Source organism: Streptomyces sp. MB09-02B (genome assembly GCF_033794485.1).
Taxonomy (GTDB): Bacteria; Actinomycetota; Actinomycetes; order Streptomycetales; family Streptomycetaceae; genus Streptomyces.
Map to the genome: position 1 here is coordinate 1 of NZ_JARGEE010000037.1, position 23200 is coordinate 23200.

Below are 23200 nucleotides of genomic sequence, written 5' to 3' on the forward strand. Positions count from 1 at the left end.
CCCACCAGGCGCCCCGGCCTCACACGTACCGCTTCAACTCCCGCCGAGCCAACGACCGCTGATGCACCTCGTCAGGCCCGTCCGCGATCATCAGCGTCCGCGCCCCCGCGTACAGCTCCGCCAGCGGGAAGTCCTGGCTGACACCCCCCGCACCGTGCAGCTGGATCGCCCGGTCGATGATGTCCACGACCGTCCGGGGCGTGGCGATCTTGATCGCCTGGATCTCGGCGTGGGCCCCCTTGTTGCCCACCGTGTCCATCATCCAGGCCGTCTTCAGCACCAGCAGCCGCAACTGCTCGACGGCCACCCGCGCGTCGGCGATCCAGTTGTGCACCACCCCCTGCTGAGCCAGCGCCTTGCCGAAGGCCTCCCGCGCCACCGCCCGCCGGCACATCAGCTCGATCGCACGCTCGGCCATCCCGATGAGCCGCATGCAGTGGTGGATGCGCCCGGGACCCAGCCGCGCCTGCGCGATGGCGAACCCGCCGCCCTCCTCGCCGATCAGGTTCGACGCCGGCACCCGCGCACCCTCGAAGATCACCTCGGCGTGACCGCCGTGGTAGTGGTCCTCGTACCCGAACACCCGCATCGCCCGCTTCACGGTGACGCCCGGGGTGTCGCGCGGCACCAGGATCATCGACTGCTGGCGGCGGATGTCGGCGCCGTCCGGGTCCGTCTTGCCCATCACGATGAAGATCCGGCAGTCGGGGTTCATGGCCCCGGAGATGTACCACTTGCGCCCGGTGATGACGTAGTCGTCACCGTCGCGCTCGATCAGCGTGGTGATGTTGGTGGCGTCCGAGGAGGCGACCTCCGGCTCCGTCATCGCGAACGCCGACCGGATCTCACCGGCGAGCAACGGCTCCAGCCACTGCTTGCGCTGTGCCTCGTCGCCGAACTGGCTCAGCACCTCCATGTTGCCCGTGTCGGGCGCCGCGCAGTTCAGCGCGGTCGGCGCCAGCTGCGGGGACCGGCCGGTGATCTCGGCGAGCGGCGCGTACTGGAGGTTGGTGAGGCCCGCGCCGTACTCGGAGTCGGGCAGGAAGAGGTTCCACAGGCCCTGCCTGCGGGCCTCGGCCTTCAGCTCCTCCACCACGGCCGGCGTGTCCCAGGGCGAGTCCAGCTCGGCCCGCTGCTCCTCGGCCACGGCCTCCGCCGGGTACACGTGCTCGTCCATGAAGGCGAGGAGCTTGGCGCGCAGTTCTTCCGTACGCGCGTCGAATGCGAAGTCCATGGGGATCAGCCCTCCTGGGAGCCGGAACCGGAGCCGGTACGAAGAGTCGTCAGGCCGTGTTCGATGAAGACGGGGACCAGGTCGCCGATGCGGTCGAAGCCGCGGCCGACCGTCTGGCCGAGGGTGTACCGGTAGTGGATGCCCTCCAGGATCACGGCGAGCTTGAACCACGCGAACGCCGTGTACCAGGCCACCGAGGAGACGTCGCGGCCCGAGCGCGCCGCGTACCGCTCGACGATCTCGGCCGGCTCCGGGTGCCCGGCGGCCGTCGCGGTCGTCGAGACGGGGGAGTCGGGCGTGGCCAGCGGCACGCTGTACATCACGAGCAGCCCCAGGTCGGTGAGGGGATCGCCGAGCGTGGACATCTCCCAGTCGAGGATGGCCTTGATCGCGTCGTCGTCGCCGAGCAGCACGTTGTCGAGGCGGTAGTCGCCGTGGATGACCGTCGCGGCGGGGGAGTGGGGGAGACGGCGCCCCAGCGTCGCGTGGAGTTCGTCGATGCCGGCCAGCTCGCGGTTGCGGGAGGCGTCCAACTGCTTGCCCCAGCGCCGCAGCTGCCGGTCCAGGAAGCCTTCCGGGCGCCCGAAATCGGCGAGGCCCACCTCGGCCGGGTCCACGGCGTGCAGTTCGACGAGGGTGTCGACCAGGCCCAGCACGGCGGCCCGGGTGCGCTCGGGACCGAGCGGGGCCAGCTGCTCGGCGGTGCGGTACGGGGTGCCGTCGACGAAGTCCATGACGTAGAAGGGCGCACCGAGCACGGCACCGTTCTCGGGGTTCTCACACAGCAGCACGGGACGGGGCACCGGCACATCCGTCGGGTGCAGCGCGCTGATCACGCGGTGCTCCCGCTTCATGTCGTGCGCGGTCGCCAGCACATGGCCCAGCGGCGGCCGCCGTACGACCCACTTCGCGGTGCCGTCCGTGACCTCGTACGTCAGGTTCGACCGTCCGCCCTCGATCAGCCGGCCGGTGAGCGGGCCGCTCACGAGTCCGGGCCGCTCGGCGTCGAGCAGGGCACGCAGCCGGTCGGGGTCGAGACCTGGCGGGTGGTCTGGGTGCATCATCGCTCCTACACGCGAACGCGTTCTACCGGGACCTGTCTCATGATGCCGACCGGTCGGTATGCCGTCCAGTGGGCGAGGCGAAAGTGATCGGCGTCTCGACGGGATCCGGCCGGTCACGGCCGGCCGGATCCCGAAAAACGCACGGTCAGGCGTACGCCCTGCGCACGCGTCACGCGTACGCCCTGCGCACGAGCCCGCGCACCGCCGCGCTGGCCCTCACGCGTGGCAGGTCATCATCTCCCCGCCGTTGAGGGTCGCCATGTCCATGAACCCGGCGAACGGGTCGACGCCCTCGCCCTCCGGCTCCCCGTCCAGCTCGGCGTACGCCCGCCGCAGGTTCGCCACCAGCCGCTCGCTCTCCGGCAGGGCGGCGTACTCCCCGAGATCCGTGCTCCGCGCGGCCTCCAACGGCGTGAGCCCGGCCGCGTGCGACTTCTCGGCGACCTCGGCGACGAACCGCATGTACCGCTCGGCCCTGTCGAACGCCGACGGGTCGGTCACCGGCCCGTGCCCGGGGACGACGGTCTCGGCGCCCAGCTCGCGCAGCAGCGCCAGCGCCCGCAGCGAACCGCTCAGCGACCCCATGAGGAAGAACGGCGTCCCGCCCTCGAAGACCAGGTCCCCCGCGAACAGCACCCGGCGGTGCGGCAGCCACACCACCGAGTCGCCGACGGTGTGCGAGACGCCGGGGTGGATGACGTGGGCCTCGATGTCGCCGACGTGCAGCGTCACCCGGTCGTCGTACGTCAGGTCCGCCCCCTGGATGCTCACGTCCCCGAAGTCGGTCTGCGGCCAGAGCAGATGCAGGTGCTGTCCGCTGGCGAGGGCCTCGCGGCGGCAGGCCGAGTGCGAGACGAGGGTGGCGGCCGGCGTGAAGAAGCCGTTGCCGTAGGTGTGGTCCCCGTGGTGGTGGGTGTTGACCAGGAGACGGGGCCTCGGGACGCCGGTCGCGTCGAGCGCGGCCCCCAGTGCGCGGGTCCGGCGTTCCGTCGCCGCCGTGTCCACGAGCAGGGTGGAGGTGCCGTCACTCACGAAACCCGAGTTGTTCAGACACCATCCGCCGTCCGGCTGCACATACGCGTACACGTCGCTCGCGAGTTCGACGGTGTACGGCTCTTCCGCGGTCATAGTGATTCCCTTCATCCCCCCGGATCGTCGCCAACTGCTGGTCAGAGCCTGCCAGTCGGCGACGAACCGGTGGAATCCGGGGTAGGGGAACACCGTCGTGTCAGTGGTCGTCCCAGTGCCCGTCGTGGGCGGCGTGCCGGTGTCCGTCGTGCACATAGTCCACATGGTCCCCGTGCGTGACCGCCTGGTGCCCGCAGTCCTCGCCGTGCTCGTGGGAGTGGCCGTCGTGCGCGGTGTGCCCGCTCGGCTCGCACTCGTCCCAGTGCCCGGAGTGCTCGCGGTGCAGGTGCCCGTCGTGCGCGTAGTCGGTGTGGTCACCGTGCGCCACGGAGGTGTGTCCGCAGGTCGGGCCGTGGTCGTGGTCGTGGACGGGGTGCTCCTGGTGCAGGGTGGTCATGGTGCTCGCCTTCGCTGGTACGAGGGGTGACATATCCAGGCTAGGCACAGAAGTCTCAATTCTTCCTTTCTGAAACTCCATGCACACACCAAGACTTGCCCCTCAGAACACCAGCGCCGCCCCGCACACCGCGAGGGCGATCACGCACAGGGCGGCCGTCGTGGCGACCGGAGGCGCGAGGGAGGCAGGGCGGGCGGCGGCCAGAGTGGCGATACGGCGGTGGGCGAGCGCCAGGAAGGCCCCCCACAGCACCGCGCACAGGGCCGCGGCCACCACGCCGACCGTCGACGGCCCACCGTGCAGCGCCGACTTCGCCGCGAGTACGGCGATCACGGCCCCCGCGAGGGTCGTACGGCGCCAGGCGAGCCGGGTCCGCTCGGGCTGGAGGCCGGGGTCGCGGTCGGGGGACGCCGGGGGAGCGGGCGCCTGGCTCACCCCTCCCACCCCAGCAGCACGACGACCACCATCGCCACGGCGACCACGGCGACGACGACGCCGAGCAGTGCCGGGAAGCGCGACACCGGCAGGTCCTCCCCGCGTCGCATCGCCCGTTCGCAGCGCACCCAGTGGTTGACCGCCCGCAGCGCGCACAGCACCCCCGCGGCCAGCAGGGCGAGTGCGAGCCCGACCCGCCAGCCCCAGCGCAGGTCCGGCAGGAACTGGTCCACCGCGAAGCCGCCGCCGATGAGCGCGAGCGCGGTGCGCAGCCAGGCCAGGAACGTGCGCTCATTGGCCAGTGAGAACCGGTAGTCCGGGGTCCGGCCGTCCTTCCGGACGTCCTCGGGGACGAACCAGAGCCGGACGTTCCGTACAAATTCGATCACGCACAGGACACTACCGGTCGGCTTCGAACGTCAGTCGCCCCTGTCCTCCTTCAGCCGTTCGTACGCCGCCACCCCGTCCGGCACCCACTCCCACTCGCCCAGACGTCGCCCCAGCTCCGCCTCCGTGAGGAACCCGTGCCAGGCGACCTCCTCGACCTGGGGGTTCACCGGCGAATCGCAGCGGACCTCGTACACGGCCGACCACCAGGTGCGTCCCGCCCCGTCGTCGTACAGGAACTTGAACAGCGGCTCCGGACGCGGCAGCCCGGGGACCCCCAGCTCCTCCTCGGCCTCGCGGAGCGCCGCGTCGTCGTAGGACTCGCCCGCCCCGACGACCCCGCCGACGAACATGTCGTACAGCGAAGGGAAGACCAGCTTCGTCGCCGTGCGCCGATGCACGAAGATCCGCCCTCCGGCGTCCCTGGCCAGCACGAACACGGCCCGGTGCCGCATCCCTCGGGCATACACCTCCCCCCGCGGTGCCTGTCCGATGACCTGGTCGTTCTCGTCCACGATGTCGAGGATCTCGTCGGCTGCGCGCATGGCTTCATCCAAGCAGGGCGGGGCGACCGCGGCGTCCGGCTGCCGACCCGGTGGGAGTTCTCGCGCGGTTCCCCGCGCCCCTGAAGCACACGGCCCTGCGGGCCGTCGAGGGGCCGGGAGGCGATTTGTGCCCCGACGGGTGACTCGATACGTATTCAGCCGACTGCAGCCACCCCGCCGTGGGCTGTCCGTAAGGGGAGACACATCTTGGCAGTTGACTAGGTCACGCCTTCTGCCGAAGGATCTGATCCCTAAGCTGCTGACCGGCCGGTAACAAGCGCGGGGGGCCGTACCCGGCCCGTTCCGTGTGCCCCGGTTGCCTGACCCGTTCCCGAGAGGACGTCCTCCATGTCGTACGACGCAGATGTGATCGTGATCGGGGCGGGCCTCGCCGGGCTCGCGGCGACCGCGGAGCTCGTCGACGCGGGCCGCAAGGTGATCCTCCTCGACCAGGAGCCGGAGCAGTCGATCGGTGGCCAGGCGCACTGGTCCTTCGGCGGGCTCTTCTTCGTCGACTCGCCCGAGCAGCGCCGGCTGCGGATCAAGGACAGCCACGCCCTCGCCCTCCAGGACTGGATGGGCACGGCCGCCTTCGACCGCGAGGAGGACCACTGGCCGCGCAAGTGGGCCGAGGCGTACGTGAACTTCGCGGCCACCGAGAAGCGGTCCTGGCTCCACCAGCAGGGCGTCCGCTTCTTCCCGGTGGTCGGCTGGGCCGAGCGCGGCGGCTACGACGCCAACGGCCACGGCAACTCCGTCCCCCGCTTCCACATCACCTGGGGCACCGGCCCCGGCCTCGTCGCGCCCTTCGAGCGGCGGGTACGGGAAGGCGTACGCCGGGGGCTGGTCCAACTGAAGTTCCGGCACCGGGTGACCGGACTGGCACGCAGTGCGGGCTCCGTCGACACCGTGACCGGCGAGATCCTGGAACCGTCGACGATCGAACGCGGTCAGCCGAGCAGCCGCGAGGTCACCGGCGCCTTCGAGCTGAAGGCGCAGGCCGTGATCGTCACCTCCGGCGGCATCGGCGGCAACCACGACCTGGTCCGCGCCAACTGGCCCGAGCGCCTCGGAAACCCCCCGGAGAAGATGATCTCCGGTGTGCCCGCGCACGTGGACGGCCGGATGCTCGGCATCGCCGAGGAGGCGGGCGCGCACCTCATCAACCGCGACCGGATGTGGCACTACACCGAGGGCATCCAGAACTGGAACCCCATCTGGGACAACCACGGCATCCGCGTCCTGCCCGGCCCGTCCTCGCTCTGGCTGGACGCCCGCGGCAAGCGCCTGCCCGTGCCGCTCTTCCCGGGCTTCGACACCCTCGGCACCCTCGAACACATCATGAAGACCGGGTACGACTACACCTGGTTCGTGCTCGACCAGAAGATCATCGGCAAGGAGTTCGCCCTCTCCGGCTCCGAGCAGAACCCCGACCTGACGGGCAAGTCCATCAAGGACGTCTTCATCCGGGCCCGCGCGGACGTCCCCGGCCCGGTGAAGGCCTTCATGGACCACGGCGTCGACTTCGTCGTCGAGAAGGACCTCGCCTCCCTGGTCCGCGGGATGAACGCGCTCACCAAGGACCCGCTGATCGACGAGGCGGAGCTGCGCCGCGAGATCGTCTCCCGGGACCGTGAGGTCGCCAACCCCTTCACCAAGGACCTCCAGGTCATGGCGATCCGTGGGGCCCGCAACTACCTCGGCGACAAGCTCATCCGCACCGCCACCCCGCACCGCATCCTCGACCCCAAGGCGGGTCCGCTGATCGCCGTCCGCCTGAACATCCTGACCCGCAAGACCCTCGGCGGCCTGGAGACGGACCTCTCCTCCCGGGTCCTCACCGAGGGCGGCGACCCGCTGGAGGGCGTGTACGCGGCGGGCGAAGCCGCCGGCTTCGGCGGCGGCGGCGTGCACGGCTACCGCTCCCTGGAGGGGACGTTCCTCGGCGGCTGCCTGTTCTCGGGCCGCACGGCGGGCCGGGCGGCGGCGAAGGCGACGGCCTGATCCGCGTCCCGCCGGCCCCCTCGCGGAGGTTCCGGCGGGTGAGGAATTCCGGCGAATTTCCGCCGTTCCTGGCATGACGGGGGCGGCGGATGTTCGAATCAATGGGTGAACCCTGAACATCCCGAAGCGCGGGAAGCGCCGACGGAGCACCTCGAAGCGCAGGAGGACCGGGGCGGCCGGGAGCCGGGCCGACCGATCGGCCGCCGTATCCTCCTCGGCACCCTCGGACTCGGCGCCCTCGGCGTCGTCTCCGCGCCCGTCCTCCAGCGCGGCATGGAGGCGTTCCTCGGCGAGGCGGCCCAGAAGGACCCCACCGGACTGAGCGGCCTGCTCCCCAACGGCGGTGGCTTCCGCTACTACTCCGTGACGTCGTCCGTACCGCGCAGGACCGCGAAGAACTACCGCCTCACGGTCGACGGCCTGGTCGACAAGCCCGGCACCTACACCCTCGCCGACCTGCGGGCCCTTCCGCAGACCCGCATGGTGAAGGACGTCCAGTGCGTCACCGGCTGGCGCGTGCCGGACACCCCCTTCGAGGGCGTACGGCTCTCCGTGCTGCTGGACGCGGCGGGGGTGCGCTCCTCCGCCGGAGCGGTCCGCTTCACCTGCTTCGACGGGGCGTACAGCGAGAGCCTCAGCCTGGAGCAGGCCCGCCGCGCGGACGTCCTGGTGGCCCTGCGCATGCAGGACAAGGACCTCAGCCACAACCACGGCGGCCCCGTCCGCCTGTACGTCGCCCCCATGTACTTCTACAAGTCGGCGAAGTGGCTCTCGGGCATCGAGGTCACCGAGGATGTCGAGCCCGGCTACTGGGAGGAACGGGGCTACGACATCGACGCGTGGGTCGGCCGATCGAACGGGCGGGACGATGAACCGACGACTTGAGCAACGGCCGGTCGTCACGGACTCCCGCGTCCCGCGCTTCACCGCCGCCGAACGCTGGATCCACCGGACGACCGCCGCCCTGATGGGGGTCTGCGTGGCGACGGCGGCCTGCCTCTACCTCCCGGCCCTCGCGGAACTGGTCGGCCGCCGGGCCCTGGTGGTGACGGTCCACCAGTGGACGGGCCTGCTCCTGCCGCTCCCGGTCCTGGCGGGCCTGGCCTCCCGCGCGTTCCGCGCGGACCTCGGCCGCCTCAATCGCTGGGGCCCGCACGACCGCCTCTGGCTCCGCGCCGCCCGCCGCCGCGTACCGGGCCCGCGCCCCGCCGCGAAGTTCAACGCCGGTCAGAAGCTCTACGCCGCCTGGATCGCCGGAGCCACCCTCGTCATGCTCGCCACGGGCCTGATGATGTGGTTCACCCACATCACCCCCCTGATGTGGCGCACCAGCGCGACCTTCGTGCACGACTGGCTGGCCCTGACCATCGGCATCGTCCTGGCCGGCCACATCGGCATGGCCCTGGGCGACCCGGAGGCCCGACGGGGGCTGCGCACGGGGTCGGTGAGCCGTGAGTGGGCGGACCGGGAGCACCCGCTGTGGCGGCCGTAGGCCGTCGCCCCCTGCGGTGGCCTGCTGCTCCGGTCGGGTGAATCGGCCCTCGACGGGCGTCCGCCTCCGTCGGGCGTCCGCCTCCGACGCGTGTCCCTGACGCGCGTCCGCCCCTGACACGTGTGCCTGCTGCGCACCCGCAGGTCCGCCGCCGTGACGCTCGGCCACGGCGGCGGACTGCGGCAGGTGCCGGACTTCCAGCTGCCCGGCGCTTGCACGAGCAGCGCTCCTCGACCGTCCGCTGAACGAGCAGCGCTCCTCGACCGTCCGCTGAACGAGCAGCGCTCCTCGACCGTCCGCTGAACGAGCAGCGCTCCTCGACAGTGGGCGGAACGCAGCGCTCCTCGACGGTCCGCGCCCCTAGATGATCAGCGACAGCAGCAGCACGATCGCCCCCGCCACCACCGAGATGATCGTCTCCATCACCGACCAGGTCTTGATGGTCTGGCCGACGCTCATCCCGAAGTACTCCTTCACCATCCAGAAGCCGGCGTCGTTGACGTGGCTGAAGAAGAGGGAGCCCGCGCCGATGGCGAGGACGAGCAGGGCGGTGTGGGCCGTCGACATGTCCGCGGCCAGCGGTGCCACCAGGCCGGCCGCCGAGATCGTCGCGACCGTGGCCGACCCGGTCGCCAGCCGGATCGCGACCGCGATCAGCCAGGCCAGCACGAGCGCGGGGATCGACCAGTCCTCGGAGATCTCCAGGATCATCCGCCCGACCCCGGAGTCGATCAGCGTCTGCTTGAAGCCTCCGCCCGCGCCGACGATCAGCAGGATGCCCGCGATCGGCGCGAGGGACTTCTCGACGGTCGACCCCAGCCGCTCCTTGGTGAACCCGGCGGCCCGCCCCAGCGTGAACATGCCCACGAGCACGGCCGCGAGCAGCGCGATCAGCGGCGAACCGGCCACGTCGAAGACCCGCTGGACCATGTTCTCGGGGTCGTCCACGACGATGTCCACGAGCGCCTTGGCCAGCATCAGGACGACCGGCAGGAGGACGGTCGCCACGGTCGCGCCGAAGCCGGGCCGCTTCTCCAGCTCCTCCGAGGGCCTCGCCTGGATCATGCGCTCGGGCACCGGGACGTCCACCCAGCGCGCCGCGTACTTCGAGAACAGCGGCCCGGCGATGATCACCGTCGGTATCGCGACCACCAGCCCCAGCGCCAGCGTCACCCCCAGGTTGGCCTGCACCGCGTCGATCGCGACCAGCGGACCGGGGTGCGGCGGGATCAGCCCGTGCATCACGGACAGACCCGCGAGGGCCGGAATGCCGATGCGCATCAACGAGTAGTTGCCGCGCTTGGCGACCATCAGCACCACCGGGATCAGCAGCACGATCCCGACCTCGAAGAACAGCGGCAGCCCGATGACCGAGGCGATCAGCACCATCGCCCACGGCATCGCCCGCCCCTGGGCCTTGGCGAGGATGGTGTCGACGATCTGGTCGGCGCCCCCGGAGTCCGCCAGCAGCTTGCCGAGGACCGCGCCCAACGCGATGAGCACGCCGACCCCGGCCACGGTCGTCCCGAGCCCGGTGGTGAAGCTGGCGATCGCCTTGTCCAGCGGTGCCCCGGCGAACGCGCCGAGCGCGAGCGAGCCGATGGTCAGCGCCAGGAAGGCGTGCACCTTGAACCTGGTGATGAGCACGACGATCACGGCGATGCCCGCCAGTACGGCGATGCCCAGCTGTGCGTGCCCCGCCGAGGTGATCGGCTCGACGGGGTCCGCTGCCAGCAGCTCGACGTTGAGTCTGGTCACGGTGATTCCTTGGTTGGGGAGGTTTCAGGGGAGGTGGGGGGTGGGGGAGGCGGTGCAAGGAGGACGCGGCGGGCCGAGGGCCTACGACGACGCCGGATCGAACTCCCGCAACGCCGCGACCGCCCGCTCGGCGATCTCCTCGGGCGCGCCCGACACATCGACCGCGACGCCCGCCTCGTCCGCCTCCAGCGGCTGCAGCGTGGCGAACTGCGAGTCGAGCAGCGCCGTGGGCATGAAGTGGCCCTGCCGGTGGGACATCCGGTCCTCGATGAGGGGCCGGTCACCGGCGAGATGCACGAAGACGACACCGGGTGCCGCCGCCCGCAGGCGGTCCCGGTAGGAGCGCTTCAACGCGGAACAGCTGACCACCCCGCCGAGTCCGGCCCGGTCGTGCGCCCAGCCACCGATGGCGTCCAGCCACGGCCACCGGTCCGCGTCGTCCAGCGGTGTCCCGGCCGACATCTTGGCGATGTTGGCCGCGGGGTGGAAGTCGTCGCCCTCGGCGTAGGGAACGCCGAGCCGAGCCGCGAGCAGGGGGCCGATCGTGGTCTTCCCGGTCCCTGCCACGCCCATCACCACGACGACATGAGGGGTACGCATCACTACCTCGCTGTCTCCGTCGACATCTCAGACGTCACCCGACGCCGACGACACTGAAACCCATTAGGTACGACGAGTTCAAGCCCTCGACCCAAATAAGTCTGACTTTTTGTTCGCTCCCCTCTCCTCGTACCCTGATCCCCATGACCACACCGGGCCGAGGGCTGCACGGCCGAGTTCTGGAGACCCTCGGTCCGGCGATCACGGCGGGCGAGTACCCGCCGGGCAGCGTGCTGCGCACGGACGAACTCGCCCAGACCTTCGAGGTGTCCCGCTCCGTGATGCGCGAGGCGGTCCGCGTGCTGGAGTCCATGCACCTGGTCGAGTCCCGCCGCCGGGTCGGCGTGATCGTCCGCCCGCCGGCCGAGTGGAACGTCTACGACCCGCAGGTCATCCGCTGGCGGCTGGACGGCGCGGACCGCCCCCGCCAGCTGCGCTCCCTCACGGTCCTGCGCTCCGCCGTCGAACCGATCGCCGCGGGCCTCGCCGCCCGCAACGCCACCGCCCAGCAGTGCGCCGCGCTCACCGAGTGCGCCATCGGCATGGTCGCCCACTCACGCGGCCACCAACTGGAGGGCTACCTCCGGCACGACGTCGCCTTCCACCGCCTGATCCTCGACGCCTCCGGCAACGAGATGTTCGCCCGCCTCGGCGACGTCGTCGAGGAGGTCCTCGCCGGCCGCACCCACCACGCCGTGATGTTCCACGACCCCGACCCCGCCGCCGTCACCCTCCACGTCCAGGTCGCCGAGGCCATCCGCGAACACGACGCCCCCCGGGCCGAACAACTCACCAGGGAGATCACGACCGGCGCCCTCCAGGAACTGGACATCCTGGCCCCGTGAACGCGTGACCAGGGGCTTCACACATGCTCGGGGGATGCGACGAAGGGAGTCCGGGGTGAAGCAGCCGTTGCGCATCGCGGTAGCGCAGCCGAGATGCACGGCTTACGACGTGATGGCCAACGCGGTGGCTCATGCGGAGGCCGTTCGGGCGGCGGACGCGCGCGTGGTGGTTTTCCCCGAGATGTCGCTGACGGGATACGAGTTGGACGCGGTGCCGGTCGTTCCGGACGATGAACGGCTGGCTCCGATCGTCGCCGCGTGCGTGGAGACGGGGGCGCTTGCCCTGGTCGGCGCGCCTGTGCCGGGTCCGCGCATCGGCATCCTGGCTGTGGGGGGAGACGGTGCGCGCGTGGCCTACGGGAAGGTGTACCTCCACGGCAGCGAGGCCGCCCGCTTTGTGCCGGGGGAGCCCGCCGTGATCGAAGTGGACGGGTGGCGGCTGGGTCTCGCCGTCTGTCGCGACACGGGTATCCCTGAGCATGCCGCGAAGACGGCCGCGCTGGGGATCGACGGGTACGTCGCCGGGGTTGTCCACGCGGATCACGAGGCCGAGGCCCATGGCGAGCGCGCCCGCCGGGTCGCAGCCGACCACGGGGTGTGGGTCGTCGCGGCGGCCTTCGCGGGTCCGACCGGCGGCGGGTTCGACCGCACGTTCGGCCGTTCAGGCATCTGGTCCGCTGACGGGGAACTGGTCGCGGAGGCCGGCGCGGCCCCCGACGAGATTGCGCGGGCTGTTTTCCTCCAGTGAGTCCAGGGCGGAGCGGGGGAGCCGCGATGAGCAGATGGCAAAGGGCTCCCATGCTCAACCGTGCCCGCTCGACGCCGGGTTGGTCGCGGTGCTCATCTTGTCGCGTTCAGCGATGTCCTCCAGCCTCCAGCAGCAGGTCAGCGACCGGCGCGGGAATGGGCAAGGCTGGATCCCCGAGCCGCAGCAGCACGGTGTCGCCGTCGTGCATCACGTTGTCGACGCCGAGCCGTACTTGCGCCAATACAACCCTTGGATTACATCCTTGGATTTACTCCTTGGCTTAGTTCCAAGGGCTGCTACCTTGGATTCATGCCAAGCAACGAAAAGCCTCGCCTCATCCCGACCGGCAAGTGCTGGTGCGGCTGCGGGAAGGACGTCGGCCTGGGCAAGTTCTTCGCCGCCGGCCACGACAAGATCGCCGAAGCAGCGCTCATGGCCCTCAAGTACGACGGGTCCGTCGCTCAACTGCTCCACGCCCACGGCTTCGGCTCGCACCATTCCGTCCGCCACGCCGCCGTCACCGATCCGGACTGCTCATGGGAGAAGTGCTCCGACTGCAACTACAGCGGCGCCCCTGCCAGCATCGCCAACCACCGCAAGAAGGATCATCCCGACCGGCATGCCCTCGCACAGGCGATTCGCGCCCTCGGTGGCACCTGGGATCCGCAGCGTGCCATCCAGGCTCTGGACGACCACGGGCACACCTGGGAAGACCGACGGGCAGCGGAGAAGCGCGTCCGGAAGATCCTCCGCGACCTGTGCGCGGACGGGCTCATCGTCAAAACCGACCCTCAACGGGCTGTCTACGAACTCGTTCGGGAGTAGAGCCGGGAACACGACGGCGCCCAACAGACACAGGGTGCCTGGTGCCATGACGGTAGGCAGGCCATCCCCGAATACGCGACTTCCGAACATGCGGGCCTAGCGTCAACCCCCGACCGCGCCAAGACACCCGGCCCGCACAGCACGGGCAACCGGTCGCCGTCCCCGGGTGCCCGCCGCTCCTCCAGCCGGTACAGGTACACCCGCAGGTCCGTCGCCAACCCGTCGGCGACGTACGCCTCGAAGTCCCGGACCGCCGCCACGAGCCCCTGCTCCGACCGAGCGTCGAACTCCCCCCACTCGCCGCTCCGGCGGGTCAGGTACTCCGCGATCCGTGCCCGCCCATGAGCGGGCGCGTGCAGCCGCCCGGTCCGGCAGGTGTCGGTCTCGGCGCCGTACAACGGCCCCGGCACGTTCAGCCAGAGCCGGTCCTCCCAGCGCCCCTTGAACGCCTCCCGGTCGTCGCCGACGGCCGGGAGCAGGGCGAAGCAGTCGGTTATGACTCCGGAAACTCGCCGTCCACGTACACCCACGCCCCGTCCACCCGCTCGAACCGGCTGCGTTCGTGCATCGAGCCGCCGCGGTACGAGGCGCGGAAGGTGACGGTGCCAGTGGTGTGGAAGGCGGAGCCGTCCCGGGTGTCCAGGATCTCCAGGCCGGTCCAGCGCATGGTCGTGTCGAAGGCGACGTCGGCGGGCCGGGTGCGGGGATGCCAACTGCGCAGCAGATACGCCTCGTCGCGCATCACGAACGCGCTGTACCGGGACCGCATCAAAGCCTCGGCGGTCGGCGCGGCGGCGCTGCCGGAGTGGTACCGGCCGCAGCAGTCCTCGTAGGTCTTCCCCAGCCCGCAGGGACACGTGCGAGGGGCCGGCGAAGACGCCCCGGACGTGCTCTTCGACCTGGCCCTGGACCCACTGCGGCGCGACGACATGCCCGCCATTGTGCCCGCTTCCCGGCCGACCCCGCGCACGCCGGCCGCTACGCCGACCCCGCGTTCGTCGGCGGATACGGCGGTCGCGCCGGCACCCCGGGCTCCCTCGGGGACGGCAGGGGCGGCAGTGCCGGCTCCTGCAGCCAGGCCCGGAACAGGGCGTCCAGCGGCCCGTCGGCGTAGCGGCCGGCGTGCGCCGTGAAGCCGGCCGTCGTCACGGCACCGCCGCGGTGGACGGTCGCCCAGCCGCGCAGCATCCGGAAGAACGCCTCGTCACCGAGGGCACAGCGCACGGCGTGGACGGTGAGCCCTCCGCGCTCGTAGAGCCGGTCGTCGAACATCAGCTTGCGGCCCGGGTCGGCCAACCGCAGATCCTGCGGCAGCGCGGCGAGCTTCTGGTGCGCGGAGGCCGCCAGTTGATGCGCCGTACGTCCACCGGAACGCTCCGACCACAGCCACTCGGCGTACTTGGCGAACCCCTCGTTCAGCCAGATGTGCCGCCAGTCCGCGATGGAGACGCTGTTGCCGAACCACTGGTGCGCCAGCTCGTGCGCCACCAGCCGCTCCGAACCCCGCGCCCCGTCCACGTGGTTGGCGCCGAACAGCGACAACCCCTGGGCCTCGACCGGGACATCGAGCTCCTCCTCGGTCACCACCACCGCGTACTCCCCGAACGGGTACGGCCCGAAGAGCTCCTCGAACAGCTCCATCATCACCGGCTGCCGCGCGAAGTCCCGCGAGAACTCGGTGAGCAGGTGCGCCGGGATGTGCCCGTGCTGGGGCACCCCGCCCGGCCGCGGATCGCCCAGCAGCACCGTCTGGTACCGGCCGATCGCCAGCCCCACCAGATAGCTCGACGTCGGCGCCGACTGCTCGTACACCCACGTCGTCGTGGACGCCTTCGCCGTACGGGTGAGCAGCCGCCCGCCCGCCACCACCTGGTACGCCGACGGCGTCGTCACCGAGATCTGGTACGAGGCCTTGTCGGCCGGCCGGTCGTTGCACGGATACCAGGACGGCGCCCCGACCGGCTGGCTCGCGACCAGCGCCCCGTCGGTCAGCTCCTCCCAACCGAGCCCGCCCCAGGGGCTGTTCACCGGCTTGGGATTGCCCGACCAGTGCACCTCCACGGTGAACGCGGCCCCGGGCCGGATCGGCTTGGCGGGCCGGATCCGCAGCCGGCCGCCCCGGTGCGAGTAGTGCGGCGCCCGCCCGTCGACCCGCACCCGCCCGATCTTGAAGTCGGCGAGGTTCAGCTGGAACTCGGCGAGCGCGGCCCGGCCCGCTATGGCGTTGAGCCGCGCGGTGCCCGACAGCCGGTTCGGCCCTGGTCGGTAGTCCACAGCCAGCTCGTACCGATGCACCCGGTAACGGGAATCACCGTTCGCCGGGAAGTACGGGTCCGGACCCACTGACTGCTGAACCGCCACTGCCGCTTCTGCTCCCCGCTCCGCTCTCGTACGACGTCCATCGTCCCCCGGGTCGCCCGACGCCGCACGGGCCGCGGTCAGCGGCGCCATGACTCGATCGGGTTGCCCAGCCACCGGGTGTCGTCGGGAACGGACTCCGCGGCCATGACCAGCGACGCCGGACCCAGCGTGGTGCGGGCCCCGACCACACTGCCGGGCAGGACGATTCCGCCCGGGCCCAAGGTGGCACCCTCACGGAGCTCCACAGTATCCGTCCGCAAGATCCGGTCGTGGAAGAGGTGGGTCTGCAGGACGCATCCCCGGTTCACCGTGGCCCCGTCGCCGAGCGTCACGAGGTCGGTCTCGGGTAGCCAGTAACTCTCGACCCACACCCCCTTGCCGATCCGCGCCCCCAGCCCACGCAGCCACACGTTCAGCACAGGCGTCCCCGGCACCGCCCCTGCCAGCCACGGCACCGCCAGCACCTCCACGAAGGTGTCCGCCAGCTCGTTGCGCCACACGAAACCGCTCCACAGCGGATGCTCACCCGTGCGGTGCCGCCCCACGAGCAGCCACTTCGCGACGACGGACACCAGACCCGCCAGCACCCCCGCCCCCAGCAGCACGACGCCGCCCCACAGCCACGCCCAGCCGCCCAGCGCGCTCAGCGCCGCCACCGTCAGCAGCGCGAGCCCAGCCGAGCAGAACACCGGCACGATCCGGCACAGCTCCACCAGCGCCCGCGCCCACAGCAGCCGCGCCGGCGGCTCGTACGTCAGGCTCTGATCGCCGTCGGACACCGCCCGGGGCAGCCTGACCGGCGGCAGCCCCAGATACGAGCTGCCCTTCTTCGCCTTCTTCGGCGTCGCCGACAGCACCCCCACCAGACCGCCGTCCGGCACGGAACGCCCCGGCGCGGTCATCCCGGAGTTCCCCAGGAACGCCCGCCGCCCGATCTCCGCCCGCCCGATCCTCATCCAGCCCCCGCCGAGCTCGTACGGCGCGGTCAGGGTGTCGTCCGCGAGGAACGCCCCCTCGCCGACCGTCGTCAGACTCGGCAGCGCCAGCACCGTCGACACCTCCGCGCCCCGGCCGATCCGCATCCCGAGCAGCCGCAGCCACACCGGCGTGACCAGCCCCGCGTACAGCGGGAACAGCGTCTCCCGCGACTTGTCCATCAGCTGGGTGACCGTCCACGCCTGCCAGCCGACCCGGCTGTGCGTGGGGTGCGTCCCCTCCCGCAGCCCGAGGCTCAGCAGCCGCACGGCGACCAGCAGGAGCAGCGCGTACGCCGCCCCGAACGTGAGCGTGGCCGGCACCAGCCCCAGGGCCGCGCCCCGCAGGGCACCGCCGAGCCCGGCCTCCGGATCCACGAACAGGCCCAGCACGGCCAGCGCGGCAACCCCGGCGAGCACCGGCAGCGCGGTCAGCCCGACACCGGTCACCCCGTACGACGCCCGCCAGAACAGGCCCCGCTGCGGACGCTCCTTGGGCCAGTTCCGCTTCGCCTTGCCCAGCTTGACCGCCGGCGCCCCGGCCCAGCGCTGCCCGGTGGGGACCTGGCCGACCACGGCCGACCCGGGCGCCACCTCGGCCCGCTTGCCGACCCTGGCCCCCGGCAGCAGCATGCTCCGCGTCCCCACGACCGCGCCGGCGCCCACCTTGACCGGCCCGATCTCCAGCCGGTCCCCGTCGAGCCAGTACCCGGAGAGGTCCACCTCGGACTCCACGGCCGAGCCCCGCCCGAGCTTGAGCATCCCGGTCACCGGCGGCAGCGCGTGCAGATCGACATCGGCCCCGACCTTGGCGCCCAGAGCGCGCGCGTACCGCTCCAGCCACACCCCGGTCAGCGAGGTCGCCCCGCTGAACTCGGCCAGCCGCTCGGCCGCCCACAGCCGCAGATGCACCCCTCCGCCGCGCGCGTACCGGCCCGGCTCGACGCCGCGCAGCAGCAGCCGCGCCCCGCCCGCCGCGATCGCCAGCCGCCCCGGCGGGGTGAAGAACAGCACCGCCCCGACCGCCACGGCCCACCAGGGCGCGGTCGGCAGCCAGGCATACGACCCGAGCAGATTCCCGAGCGCCGCCAGCGGGACGACCCACCGCAGACCGAGCAGAGTGAAGAGCGGCACCAGCACCAGCGACTGGACCACCCGCGCCCGCACGGGCACGGGTGCGACGGCCCGCCGGGGACCGTCCTCCCCGCCGGACTCCTCCAGGTACCTGGCCAGCTTCCTGAGCGTGGGCCGCTGGTAGATGTCCACCACCGCGACGCTCGGGTACCGGGTCCGCAGCCGCGTCGTCAGCTGCGCGGCGGCCAGACTGCCGCCGCCGATGGCGAAGAAGTCGTCGCCCGCGCCGCCGACCGGGATCCCCAGCACCTCGGCCCACTGCTCGGCGAGCCACGCCTCGGTCCCGTACAACTCCTCGGTGGGACCGGCGGTCTCCAGGTCGGCGAGCGGCCACGGCAGGGCGTTCCTGTCGACCTTCCCGGACGTCCGGGTCGGCAGCTCCGTCACCGGCGCCAGCAGCGGCACCAGAGCGGCCGGCAGCTCGGCCCGCAGCTTCTCCACGGCCGCCGCCTGGTCCCACCCGTCCTGGGTGACCACGTATCCGACGAGCAGCTGGTTGCCGCTCCGCGCGGTCCGTACGGCCGCCGCAGCGCCCGCGACACCGGGCAGCGCCTGCAACGCGGCGTCGACCTCGCCCAGCTCGATCCGCCGCCCGCCGAGCTTGATCTGCTCGTCGGCCCGCCCGAGGAAGACCAGCCCCTCGGGCTCGGCCTTCACCAGGTCACCGCTGCGGTAGGCGCGCTCCCAGCCCAGCGACTTCAGTGGTGCGTACTTCTCCGCGTCCTTCCCGGCGTCGAGATACCGCGCGAGCCCGACCCCGCCGATCACGAGCTGTCCGCTGCCGCCCATCGGCACCGGCTCCCCGGCCTCGTTGACGACGGCCAGCTCCCACCCGTCGAGCGGCAGCCCGATCCGGATCGGCTCCGCGCCGGACATCAGCGAGGCACAGGCGACGACGGTGGCCTCGGTCGGCCCGTACGTGTTCCAGACCTCCCGCCCCTCCGTCACCAGCCGCTGCGCCAGCTCCGGCGGGCACGCCTCACCGCCGAAGATCAGCAGCCGTACGTCGTTGAGGGTCTCGGGCTCCCACAGCGCGGCCAGGGTCGGCACGGTCGACACGACCGTGATCTCCTGCTCCACCAGCCAGGGCCCCAGATCGGCGCCGCTCCTGACCTGCGCGCGCGGCACCGGCACCAGGCAGGCGCCGTACCGCCAGGCCAGCCACATCTCCTCGCAGGACGCGTCGAAGGCCACGGACAGCCCGGCCATCACCCGGTCCCCGGGCCCGATCGGCTCCTCGGTCAGGAACAGCGCCGCCTCGGCGTCCACGAACGCGGCGGCGCTGCGGTGGCTGACGGCCACTCCCTTGGGCTTGCCCGTCGACCCGGAGGTGAAGATGATCCACGCGTCGTGCTCGATCCCGGGCCTAGGGCCTGTCGTCACGGCGGGGGAGTCGGACGCGCCGTGCACGGTCAGTTCGTGCCCGGCCCCGATGGCGGCCCGTACCCCGGCCTCGCCGAACACCAGCTCGGCCCGCTCGTCGGGGTCCTCGGCGTCCACGGGCACATAGGCGGCCCCGGCGGCGAGCACCGCGAGGACGGCGACATACAGCTCGTTGGTGCCCGACGGCACCCTCACCCCGACCCGGTCCCCGAGCCCGACCCCGGCGGCTCCCAGCCGTCGCCGCAGGTCCTCCACCTCGACGGCCAGCGCGCGGTAGGTCAGCCGCCGCTTCCCGTCGTCCAGCGCGGGCTCGTCCGGGTACGACCGCACGGACGCCTCGAAGACGTCGACGAGAGTACGGGGGGAGGCCGCGGGACCGGCCGAGAAACGGGCCACCTGGCCGAACTGCCCGGTCCCCTCGGCCAACTCTCCGTCGAGCAGCGTCAGGTCAGGACTCTCGTACACGGCGGCCATCGGATCCTCGCCTCTCGAACCCGGACCATCCGGGGGCGCCGGAGGGGCCACAGGTCTGCCTGGGGATATTTCCGTACCGGTGCCGAACAAGCCCCATACTCTAGTGCTCGGGTGACTACGGCCTGTCGTGACGGTCAAGCGGAGGCATCCGGACGGCAACCCGCAGGGTTCGGCCGGGCGGCTCTGACCTGGGGTTTCTCGAATGCGGAGAGATATGTCCCACATTTCGTCCCCGGCAAGGCACGAAGGCCGCGACCCAAGGGTCGCGGCCTTCGCCACTGTGTGTCCGAGGGGGGACTTGAACCCCCACGCCCGATAAAGGGCACTAGCACCTCAAGCTAGCGCGTCTGCCATTCCGCCACCCGGACAAGGTGTCTGTCGCGCGTGTTTCCCTCGCGGCGACGAAGGAAACATTACCAGGCTTTCGAGGGCCCCCGATCACACCCCGTCCCCGGGGACGGCCGGGCGTGAACGGCGTGTGACGGGCCGGTCCCGGTCTTGGGGCGGGCGGTGGGGCAGGAGGAGGATGAGGGGGAACCACCAGCAGCGACCGCGGGAGGAACCAGCGTGAGTGAGACGGACACGGGCAGGCGTGTGACCGGCGAGGACGAGGTCGTCGACCTCTGCAGCGAGCTGATCCGGATCGACACCAGCAACTTCGGAGACCACTCGGGCCCGGGCGAGCGCGCGGCCGCCGAGTACGTCGCCGAGAAGCTCGCCGAGGTGGGGCTGGAACCGAAGATCTTCGAGTCGCACCCGGGCCGCGCCTCCACGGTGGCGCGGATCGAGGGCGAGGACCGGTCCCGGCCCGCGCTGCTCATCCACGGCCACACCGACGTCGTCCCGGCCAACGCGGCGGACTGGACCCACCACCCCTTCTCCGGCGAGGTCGCGGACGGCTGTGTGTGGGGCCGGGGCGCGGTCGACATGAAGGACATGGACGCCATGACGCTGGCGGTCGTCCGCGACCGCATGCGCAGCGGCCGCAGGCCCCCGCGCGACATCGTCCTCGCCTTCCTCGCGGACGAGGAGGCCGGCGGCACGTACGGGGCGAAGCACCTGGTGAAGAACCACGCCGATCTCTTCGAGGGCGTCACCGAGGCGATCAGCGAGGTCGGCGGGTTCTCGTTCACGGTGAGCGAGCAGCGGCGGCTCTATCTGATCCAGACGGCCGAGAAGGGCATGCACTGGATGAAGCTGACCGTGGCCGGCACGGCGGGCCACGGCTCGATGATCCACCGCGACAACGCCATCACCGAGCTGTCGGAGGCCGTCGCCCGCCTCGGCCGCCACCAGTTCCCGGTACGGGTCACCAAGACCACCCGCGCCTTCCTCGACGAACTCGGCGACGCGCTCGGCACCACGCTCGACCCGGAGGACATGGAGGGCACGCTCGCCAAGCTGGGCGGCATCGCCAAGCTCATCGGCGCGACGCTGCGGAACACCGCCAACCCCACCCAGCTCGGCGCCGGTTACAAGGTCAACGTCATCCCGGGCGAGGCCACCGCGCACGTCGACGGACGGTTCCTGCCCGGGTTCGAGGAGGAGTTCCTCGCCGACCTCGACAAGATCCTCGGTCCGAACGTGCGGCGCGAGGACGTGCACTCCGACAAGGCGCTGGAGACCTCCTTCGACGGGGCGATCGTCGACGCCATGCAGTCCGCGCTGCTCGCCGAGGACCCGGCCGCGAAGGCGGTCCCGTACATGCTCTCCGGCGGTACGGACGCCAAGTCCTTCGACGACCTCGGCATCCGGGGCTTCGGCTTCGCGCCGCTGAAGCTGCCCCCGGAGCTGGACTTCGCGGGCATGTTCCACGGCGTGGACGAGCGGGTGCCGGTGGAGGGCCTGAAGTTCGGTGTGCGCGTCCTCGACCGTTTCATCGACGCGTCCTGACCCGTTCGGCGCCCATCGGTACTTATTCGGCCGCCCGTACGAAGGTCGACCGTGACGAGTGAATCCGACCATAAGCTCGTAGCTCCATTACTCCCTCCTCGTTACAGGTGATGCGACTCGCTACTTGGGGTCGCTTTGCCAACAAGGAGGAATAATGCTCAAGAAGGTCGTCGCCGCTGCGGCTGCCACCGGTGGTCTGGTTCTCGCGGGCGCGGGTCTGGCCGTCGCCGACGCCGGGGCTCAGGGTGCCGCCGTCGGCTCCCCGGGTGTCGCGTCCGGCAACGTCGTCCAGGTGCCGGTTCACGTCCCCGTGAACGTGTGCGGCAACACGATCTCGGTGATCGGGCTGCTGAACCCCGCCTTCGGCAACACCTGCATCAACAAGTGACGTTGTGCCTCACCCGGTGAGGGTCTGAAACAAACCGTCGGCCCCGGAGTGCGCGCCATGCACTCCGGGGCCGTTCGGTCTCCCGACAAGGTGTACAAGATCACAACATAGGGCTTAAGGCAGGTAATTCAGCAATGCGACAGGTCACCCGCAAAGGCCTCATGACGGTGGCGGCCGCGTCCGGAGTCTTCGCCGCCGCCGGAGGCATGGCCCACGCCGACTCCGGCGCGCAGGGCTCCGCCACCAACTCGCCGGGCGTGCTCTCCGGCAACACCGTGCAGGCGCCGGTGGAGGCCGAGGTCAACGTCTGCGGCAACACGGTGAACGTGGTCGGGCTGCTCAACCCGGCGGCCGGCAACAAGTGTTCCAACGGCGGCGGCAAGCACGCACACGGCGGCCACGGCGACCAGGGCCACGGTTCCTCGCACGGTGGTTCCCAGGCCCGGGGGCACGCCAGTGACTCTCCGGGCGTGGCCTCCGGCAACGTCGTGCAGGCCCCGGTGCACGCGCCGGTCAACGTCTGCGGCAACAGCGTGAACGTGGTCGGCGTCGGCAACACGGCCGTGGGCAACGACTGCTCGAACGGCTCGGGCGGTGGCGGTTACGGCAACGGTTACGGCGACGACGGCCACGGGCCGTCGTACGGCGGCTCCCACGCCGGCGGTCACACCGGTGACTCGCCGGGTGTGGCCTCCGGGAACCACATCCAGGTTCCGGTCCACGTGCCGGTCAACGTCTGCGGCAACAGCGTCAGCGTGGTCGGCATCGGCAACGGGGTCGCGGACGACGACTGCGGGAACTCGGGCGGCGGAGGGGCGCACGAGAACCCGGGCGGCCCGCAGAACCCGCCGGGCGGCTCCGAGGAGGCATCCCCGGCACCGGGCAAGCCCGGTCAGCCGGGCGGACCGGGCAGGCCCGGCGGCGAGGTCCCCGGCGGTGACACCAACACCCCGGGTACGCAGACCGTCACCCAGCCCGACGGCGCCGCGCAGCTCGCCCAGACCGGCGGCGACCTGCCGCTCGGGCTGATGCTCCCGGTGGGCGCGGGCGCACTGATCGGGGGCGCCCTGATCTACCGCAAGGCGCGGGCCGCCGCGCTCTGACCGGACCCGGCCTCCACGAAACGGAGCG

Annotated in this window: 22 protein-coding genes and 1 tRNA gene; 9 read left to right on the top strand and 14 right to left on the bottom strand. The window is 71.5% G+C overall.

All coding sequences use genetic code 11. The features are described 5' to 3' along the window. Nucleotides 1–19: 19 nt before the first annotated feature. The 7 genes from P1P70_RS08315 to P1P70_RS08345 form a co-directional block, all read right to left on the bottom strand. Nucleotides 20–1234 carry an acyl-CoA dehydrogenase family protein gene (locus P1P70_RS08315; protein WP_319235854.1) on the bottom strand — a complete coding sequence of 405 codons (1215 nt, stop codon included), beginning with the start codon at nucleotides 1232–1234 and terminating at the stop codon, nucleotides 20–22. A 5-nt stretch (nucleotides 1235–1239) separates the two neighbouring features. Then, nucleotides 1240–2295 carry a phosphotransferase family protein gene (locus P1P70_RS08320; protein ID WP_319235886.1) on the bottom strand — a complete coding sequence of 352 codons (1056 nt, stop codon included), beginning with the start codon at nucleotides 2293–2295 and terminating at the stop codon, nucleotides 1240–1242. A 219-nt stretch (nucleotides 2296–2514) separates the two neighbouring features. Continuing rightward, the gene (locus P1P70_RS08325; RefSeq protein WP_319235855.1) at nucleotides 2515–3426 is read right to left on the bottom strand and encodes an MBL fold metallo-hydrolase; all 912 of its coding nucleotides are present in this window, start codon (nucleotides 3424–3426) and stop codon (nucleotides 2515–2517) included. 100 nt (nucleotides 3427–3526) lie between these two features. Further along, the gene (locus P1P70_RS08330) at nucleotides 3527–3823 is read right to left on the bottom strand and encodes a hypothetical protein (RefSeq protein WP_319235856.1); all 297 of its coding nucleotides are present in this window, start codon (nucleotides 3821–3823) and stop codon (nucleotides 3527–3529) included. A gap of 102 nt (nucleotides 3824–3925) precedes the next feature. Further along, on the bottom strand, nucleotides 3926–4258 hold the full coding sequence (locus P1P70_RS08335) for a DUF202 domain-containing protein (protein WP_319235857.1): 333 nt from the start codon (nucleotides 4256–4258) through the stop codon (nucleotides 3926–3928). Next, a complete protein-coding gene (locus P1P70_RS08340; RefSeq protein WP_184896047.1) occupies nucleotides 4255–4647 on the bottom strand; it encodes a YidH family protein in 393 nt (130 codons plus the stop codon). Before P1P70_RS08340 ends, P1P70_RS08335 begins: the two co-directional genes overlap by 4 nt. Nucleotides 4648–4677: 30 nt before the next feature. Next, nucleotides 4678–5190 (bottom strand): NUDIX hydrolase, encoded by a 513-nt coding sequence (locus P1P70_RS08345; RefSeq protein ID WP_319235858.1) that lies wholly within the window; start codon nucleotides 5188–5190, stop codon nucleotides 4678–4680. Between the two features lie 348 nt (nucleotides 5191–5538). Between P1P70_RS08345 and P1P70_RS08350 the strand changes: the two genes are divergently transcribed. The 3 genes from P1P70_RS08350 (at nucleotide 5539) to P1P70_RS08360 (ending at nucleotide 8686) form a co-directional block, all read left to right on the top strand. Beyond that, nucleotides 5539–7194: an FAD-binding dehydrogenase gene (locus tag P1P70_RS08350; protein ID WP_319235859.1), complete on the top strand. Its 1656-nt coding sequence runs from the start codon at nucleotides 5539–5541 to the stop codon at nucleotides 7192–7194. Between the two features lie 105 nt (nucleotides 7195–7299). After that, nucleotides 7300–8079: a molybdopterin-dependent oxidoreductase gene (locus tag P1P70_RS08355; protein ID WP_319235860.1), complete on the top strand. Its 780-nt coding sequence runs from the start codon at nucleotides 7300–7302 to the stop codon at nucleotides 8077–8079. Beyond that, on the top strand, nucleotides 8063–8686 hold the full coding sequence (locus P1P70_RS08360; protein WP_319235861.1) for a cytochrome b/b6 domain-containing protein: 624 nt from the start codon (nucleotides 8063–8065) through the stop codon (nucleotides 8684–8686). Before P1P70_RS08355 ends, P1P70_RS08360 begins: the two co-directional genes overlap by 17 nt. A 360-nt stretch (nucleotides 8687–9046) precedes the next feature. Here the strand turns inward: P1P70_RS08360 and P1P70_RS08365 are convergent, their stop codons facing one another. Together P1P70_RS08365 and P1P70_RS08370 are read right to left on the bottom strand one after the other, a co-directional pair. Then, nucleotides 9047–10444, bottom strand: a complete 1398-nt coding sequence (locus P1P70_RS08365; protein WP_319235862.1) for a gluconate:H+ symporter — start codon at nucleotides 10442–10444, stop codon at nucleotides 9047–9049. A gap of 81 nt (nucleotides 10445–10525) precedes the next feature. Then, nucleotides 10526–11044 (bottom strand): gluconokinase, encoded by a 519-nt coding sequence (locus tag P1P70_RS08370; protein ID WP_319235863.1) that lies wholly within the window; start codon nucleotides 11042–11044, stop codon nucleotides 10526–10528. Between the two features lie 143 nt (nucleotides 11045–11187). Between P1P70_RS08370 and P1P70_RS08375 the strand changes: the two genes are divergently transcribed. The 3 genes from P1P70_RS08375 to P1P70_RS08385 all read left to right on the top strand — a co-directional run bounded on the left by P1P70_RS08375 (nucleotide 11188) and on the right by P1P70_RS08385 (nucleotide 13462). Beyond that, complete coding sequence (locus P1P70_RS08375; RefSeq protein WP_319235864.1) at nucleotides 11188–11889, top strand: FadR/GntR family transcriptional regulator; 702 nt, start codon at nucleotides 11188–11190, stop codon at nucleotides 11887–11889. A 55-nt stretch (nucleotides 11890–11944) separates the two neighbouring features. Next, complete coding sequence (locus tag P1P70_RS08380; protein ID WP_319235865.1) at nucleotides 11945–12637, top strand: carbon-nitrogen hydrolase family protein; 693 nt, start codon at nucleotides 11945–11947, stop codon at nucleotides 12635–12637. Nucleotides 12638–12946: 309 nt separating this feature from the next. Continuing rightward, the gene (locus tag P1P70_RS08385; RefSeq protein ID WP_319235866.1) at nucleotides 12947–13462 is read left to right on the top strand and encodes a hypothetical protein; all 516 of its coding nucleotides are present in this window, start codon (nucleotides 12947–12949) and stop codon (nucleotides 13460–13462) included. Here the strand turns inward: P1P70_RS08385 and P1P70_RS08390 are convergent. The 5 genes from P1P70_RS08390 to P1P70_RS08410 all read right to left on the bottom strand — a co-directional run bounded on the left by P1P70_RS08390 (nucleotide 13441) and on the right by P1P70_RS08410 (nucleotide 20156). After that, nucleotides 13441–13992 (bottom strand): hypothetical protein, encoded by a 552-nt coding sequence (locus tag P1P70_RS08390; RefSeq protein ID WP_319235867.1) that lies wholly within the window; start codon nucleotides 13990–13992, stop codon nucleotides 13441–13443. The genes P1P70_RS08385 and P1P70_RS08390 overlap by 22 nt on opposite strands. Then, a complete protein-coding gene (locus P1P70_RS08395; protein ID WP_413471441.1) occupies nucleotides 13956–14393 on the bottom strand; it encodes a YchJ family protein in 438 nt (145 codons plus the stop codon). The genes P1P70_RS08390 and P1P70_RS08395 overlap by 37 nt, the downstream gene beginning before the upstream one ends. A gap of 47 nt (nucleotides 14394–14440) precedes the next feature. Further along, nucleotides 14441–15823, bottom strand: a complete 1383-nt coding sequence (locus P1P70_RS08400) for a M1 family metallopeptidase (RefSeq protein WP_319235869.1) — start codon at nucleotides 15821–15823, stop codon at nucleotides 14441–14443. A gap of 77 nt (nucleotides 15824–15900) precedes the next feature. Next, on the bottom strand, nucleotides 15901–19788 hold the full coding sequence (locus P1P70_RS08405; RefSeq protein WP_319235870.1) for a Pls/PosA family non-ribosomal peptide synthetase: 3888 nt from the start codon (nucleotides 19786–19788) through the stop codon (nucleotides 15901–15903). Nucleotides 19789–20071: 283 nt separating this feature from the next. Next, nucleotides 20072–20156, bottom strand: a tRNA-Leu gene (locus P1P70_RS08410). Between the two features lie 199 nt (nucleotides 20157–20355). On the opposite strand from P1P70_RS08410, the gene P1P70_RS08415 reads away from it, so the two are divergent. The 3 genes from P1P70_RS08415 to P1P70_RS08425 all read left to right on the top strand — a co-directional run bounded on the left by P1P70_RS08415 (nucleotide 20356) and on the right by P1P70_RS08425 (nucleotide 23172). Further along, complete coding sequence (locus P1P70_RS08415) at nucleotides 20356–21681, top strand: M20/M25/M40 family metallo-hydrolase (RefSeq protein ID WP_319235871.1); 1326 nt, start codon at nucleotides 20356–20358, stop codon at nucleotides 21679–21681. 154 nt (nucleotides 21682–21835) lie between these two features. Then, on the top strand, nucleotides 21836–22069 hold the full coding sequence (chpH, locus tag P1P70_RS08420; RefSeq protein WP_033531632.1) for a chaplin ChpH: 234 nt from the start codon (nucleotides 21836–21838) through the stop codon (nucleotides 22067–22069). 134 nt (nucleotides 22070–22203) lie between these two features. Further along, nucleotides 22204–23172 carry a chaplin gene (locus P1P70_RS08425; RefSeq protein ID WP_319235872.1) on the top strand — a complete coding sequence of 323 codons (969 nt, stop codon included), beginning with the start codon at nucleotides 22204–22206 and terminating at the stop codon, nucleotides 23170–23172. The last annotated feature ends 28 nt before the right edge of the window (nucleotides 23173–23200 follow it).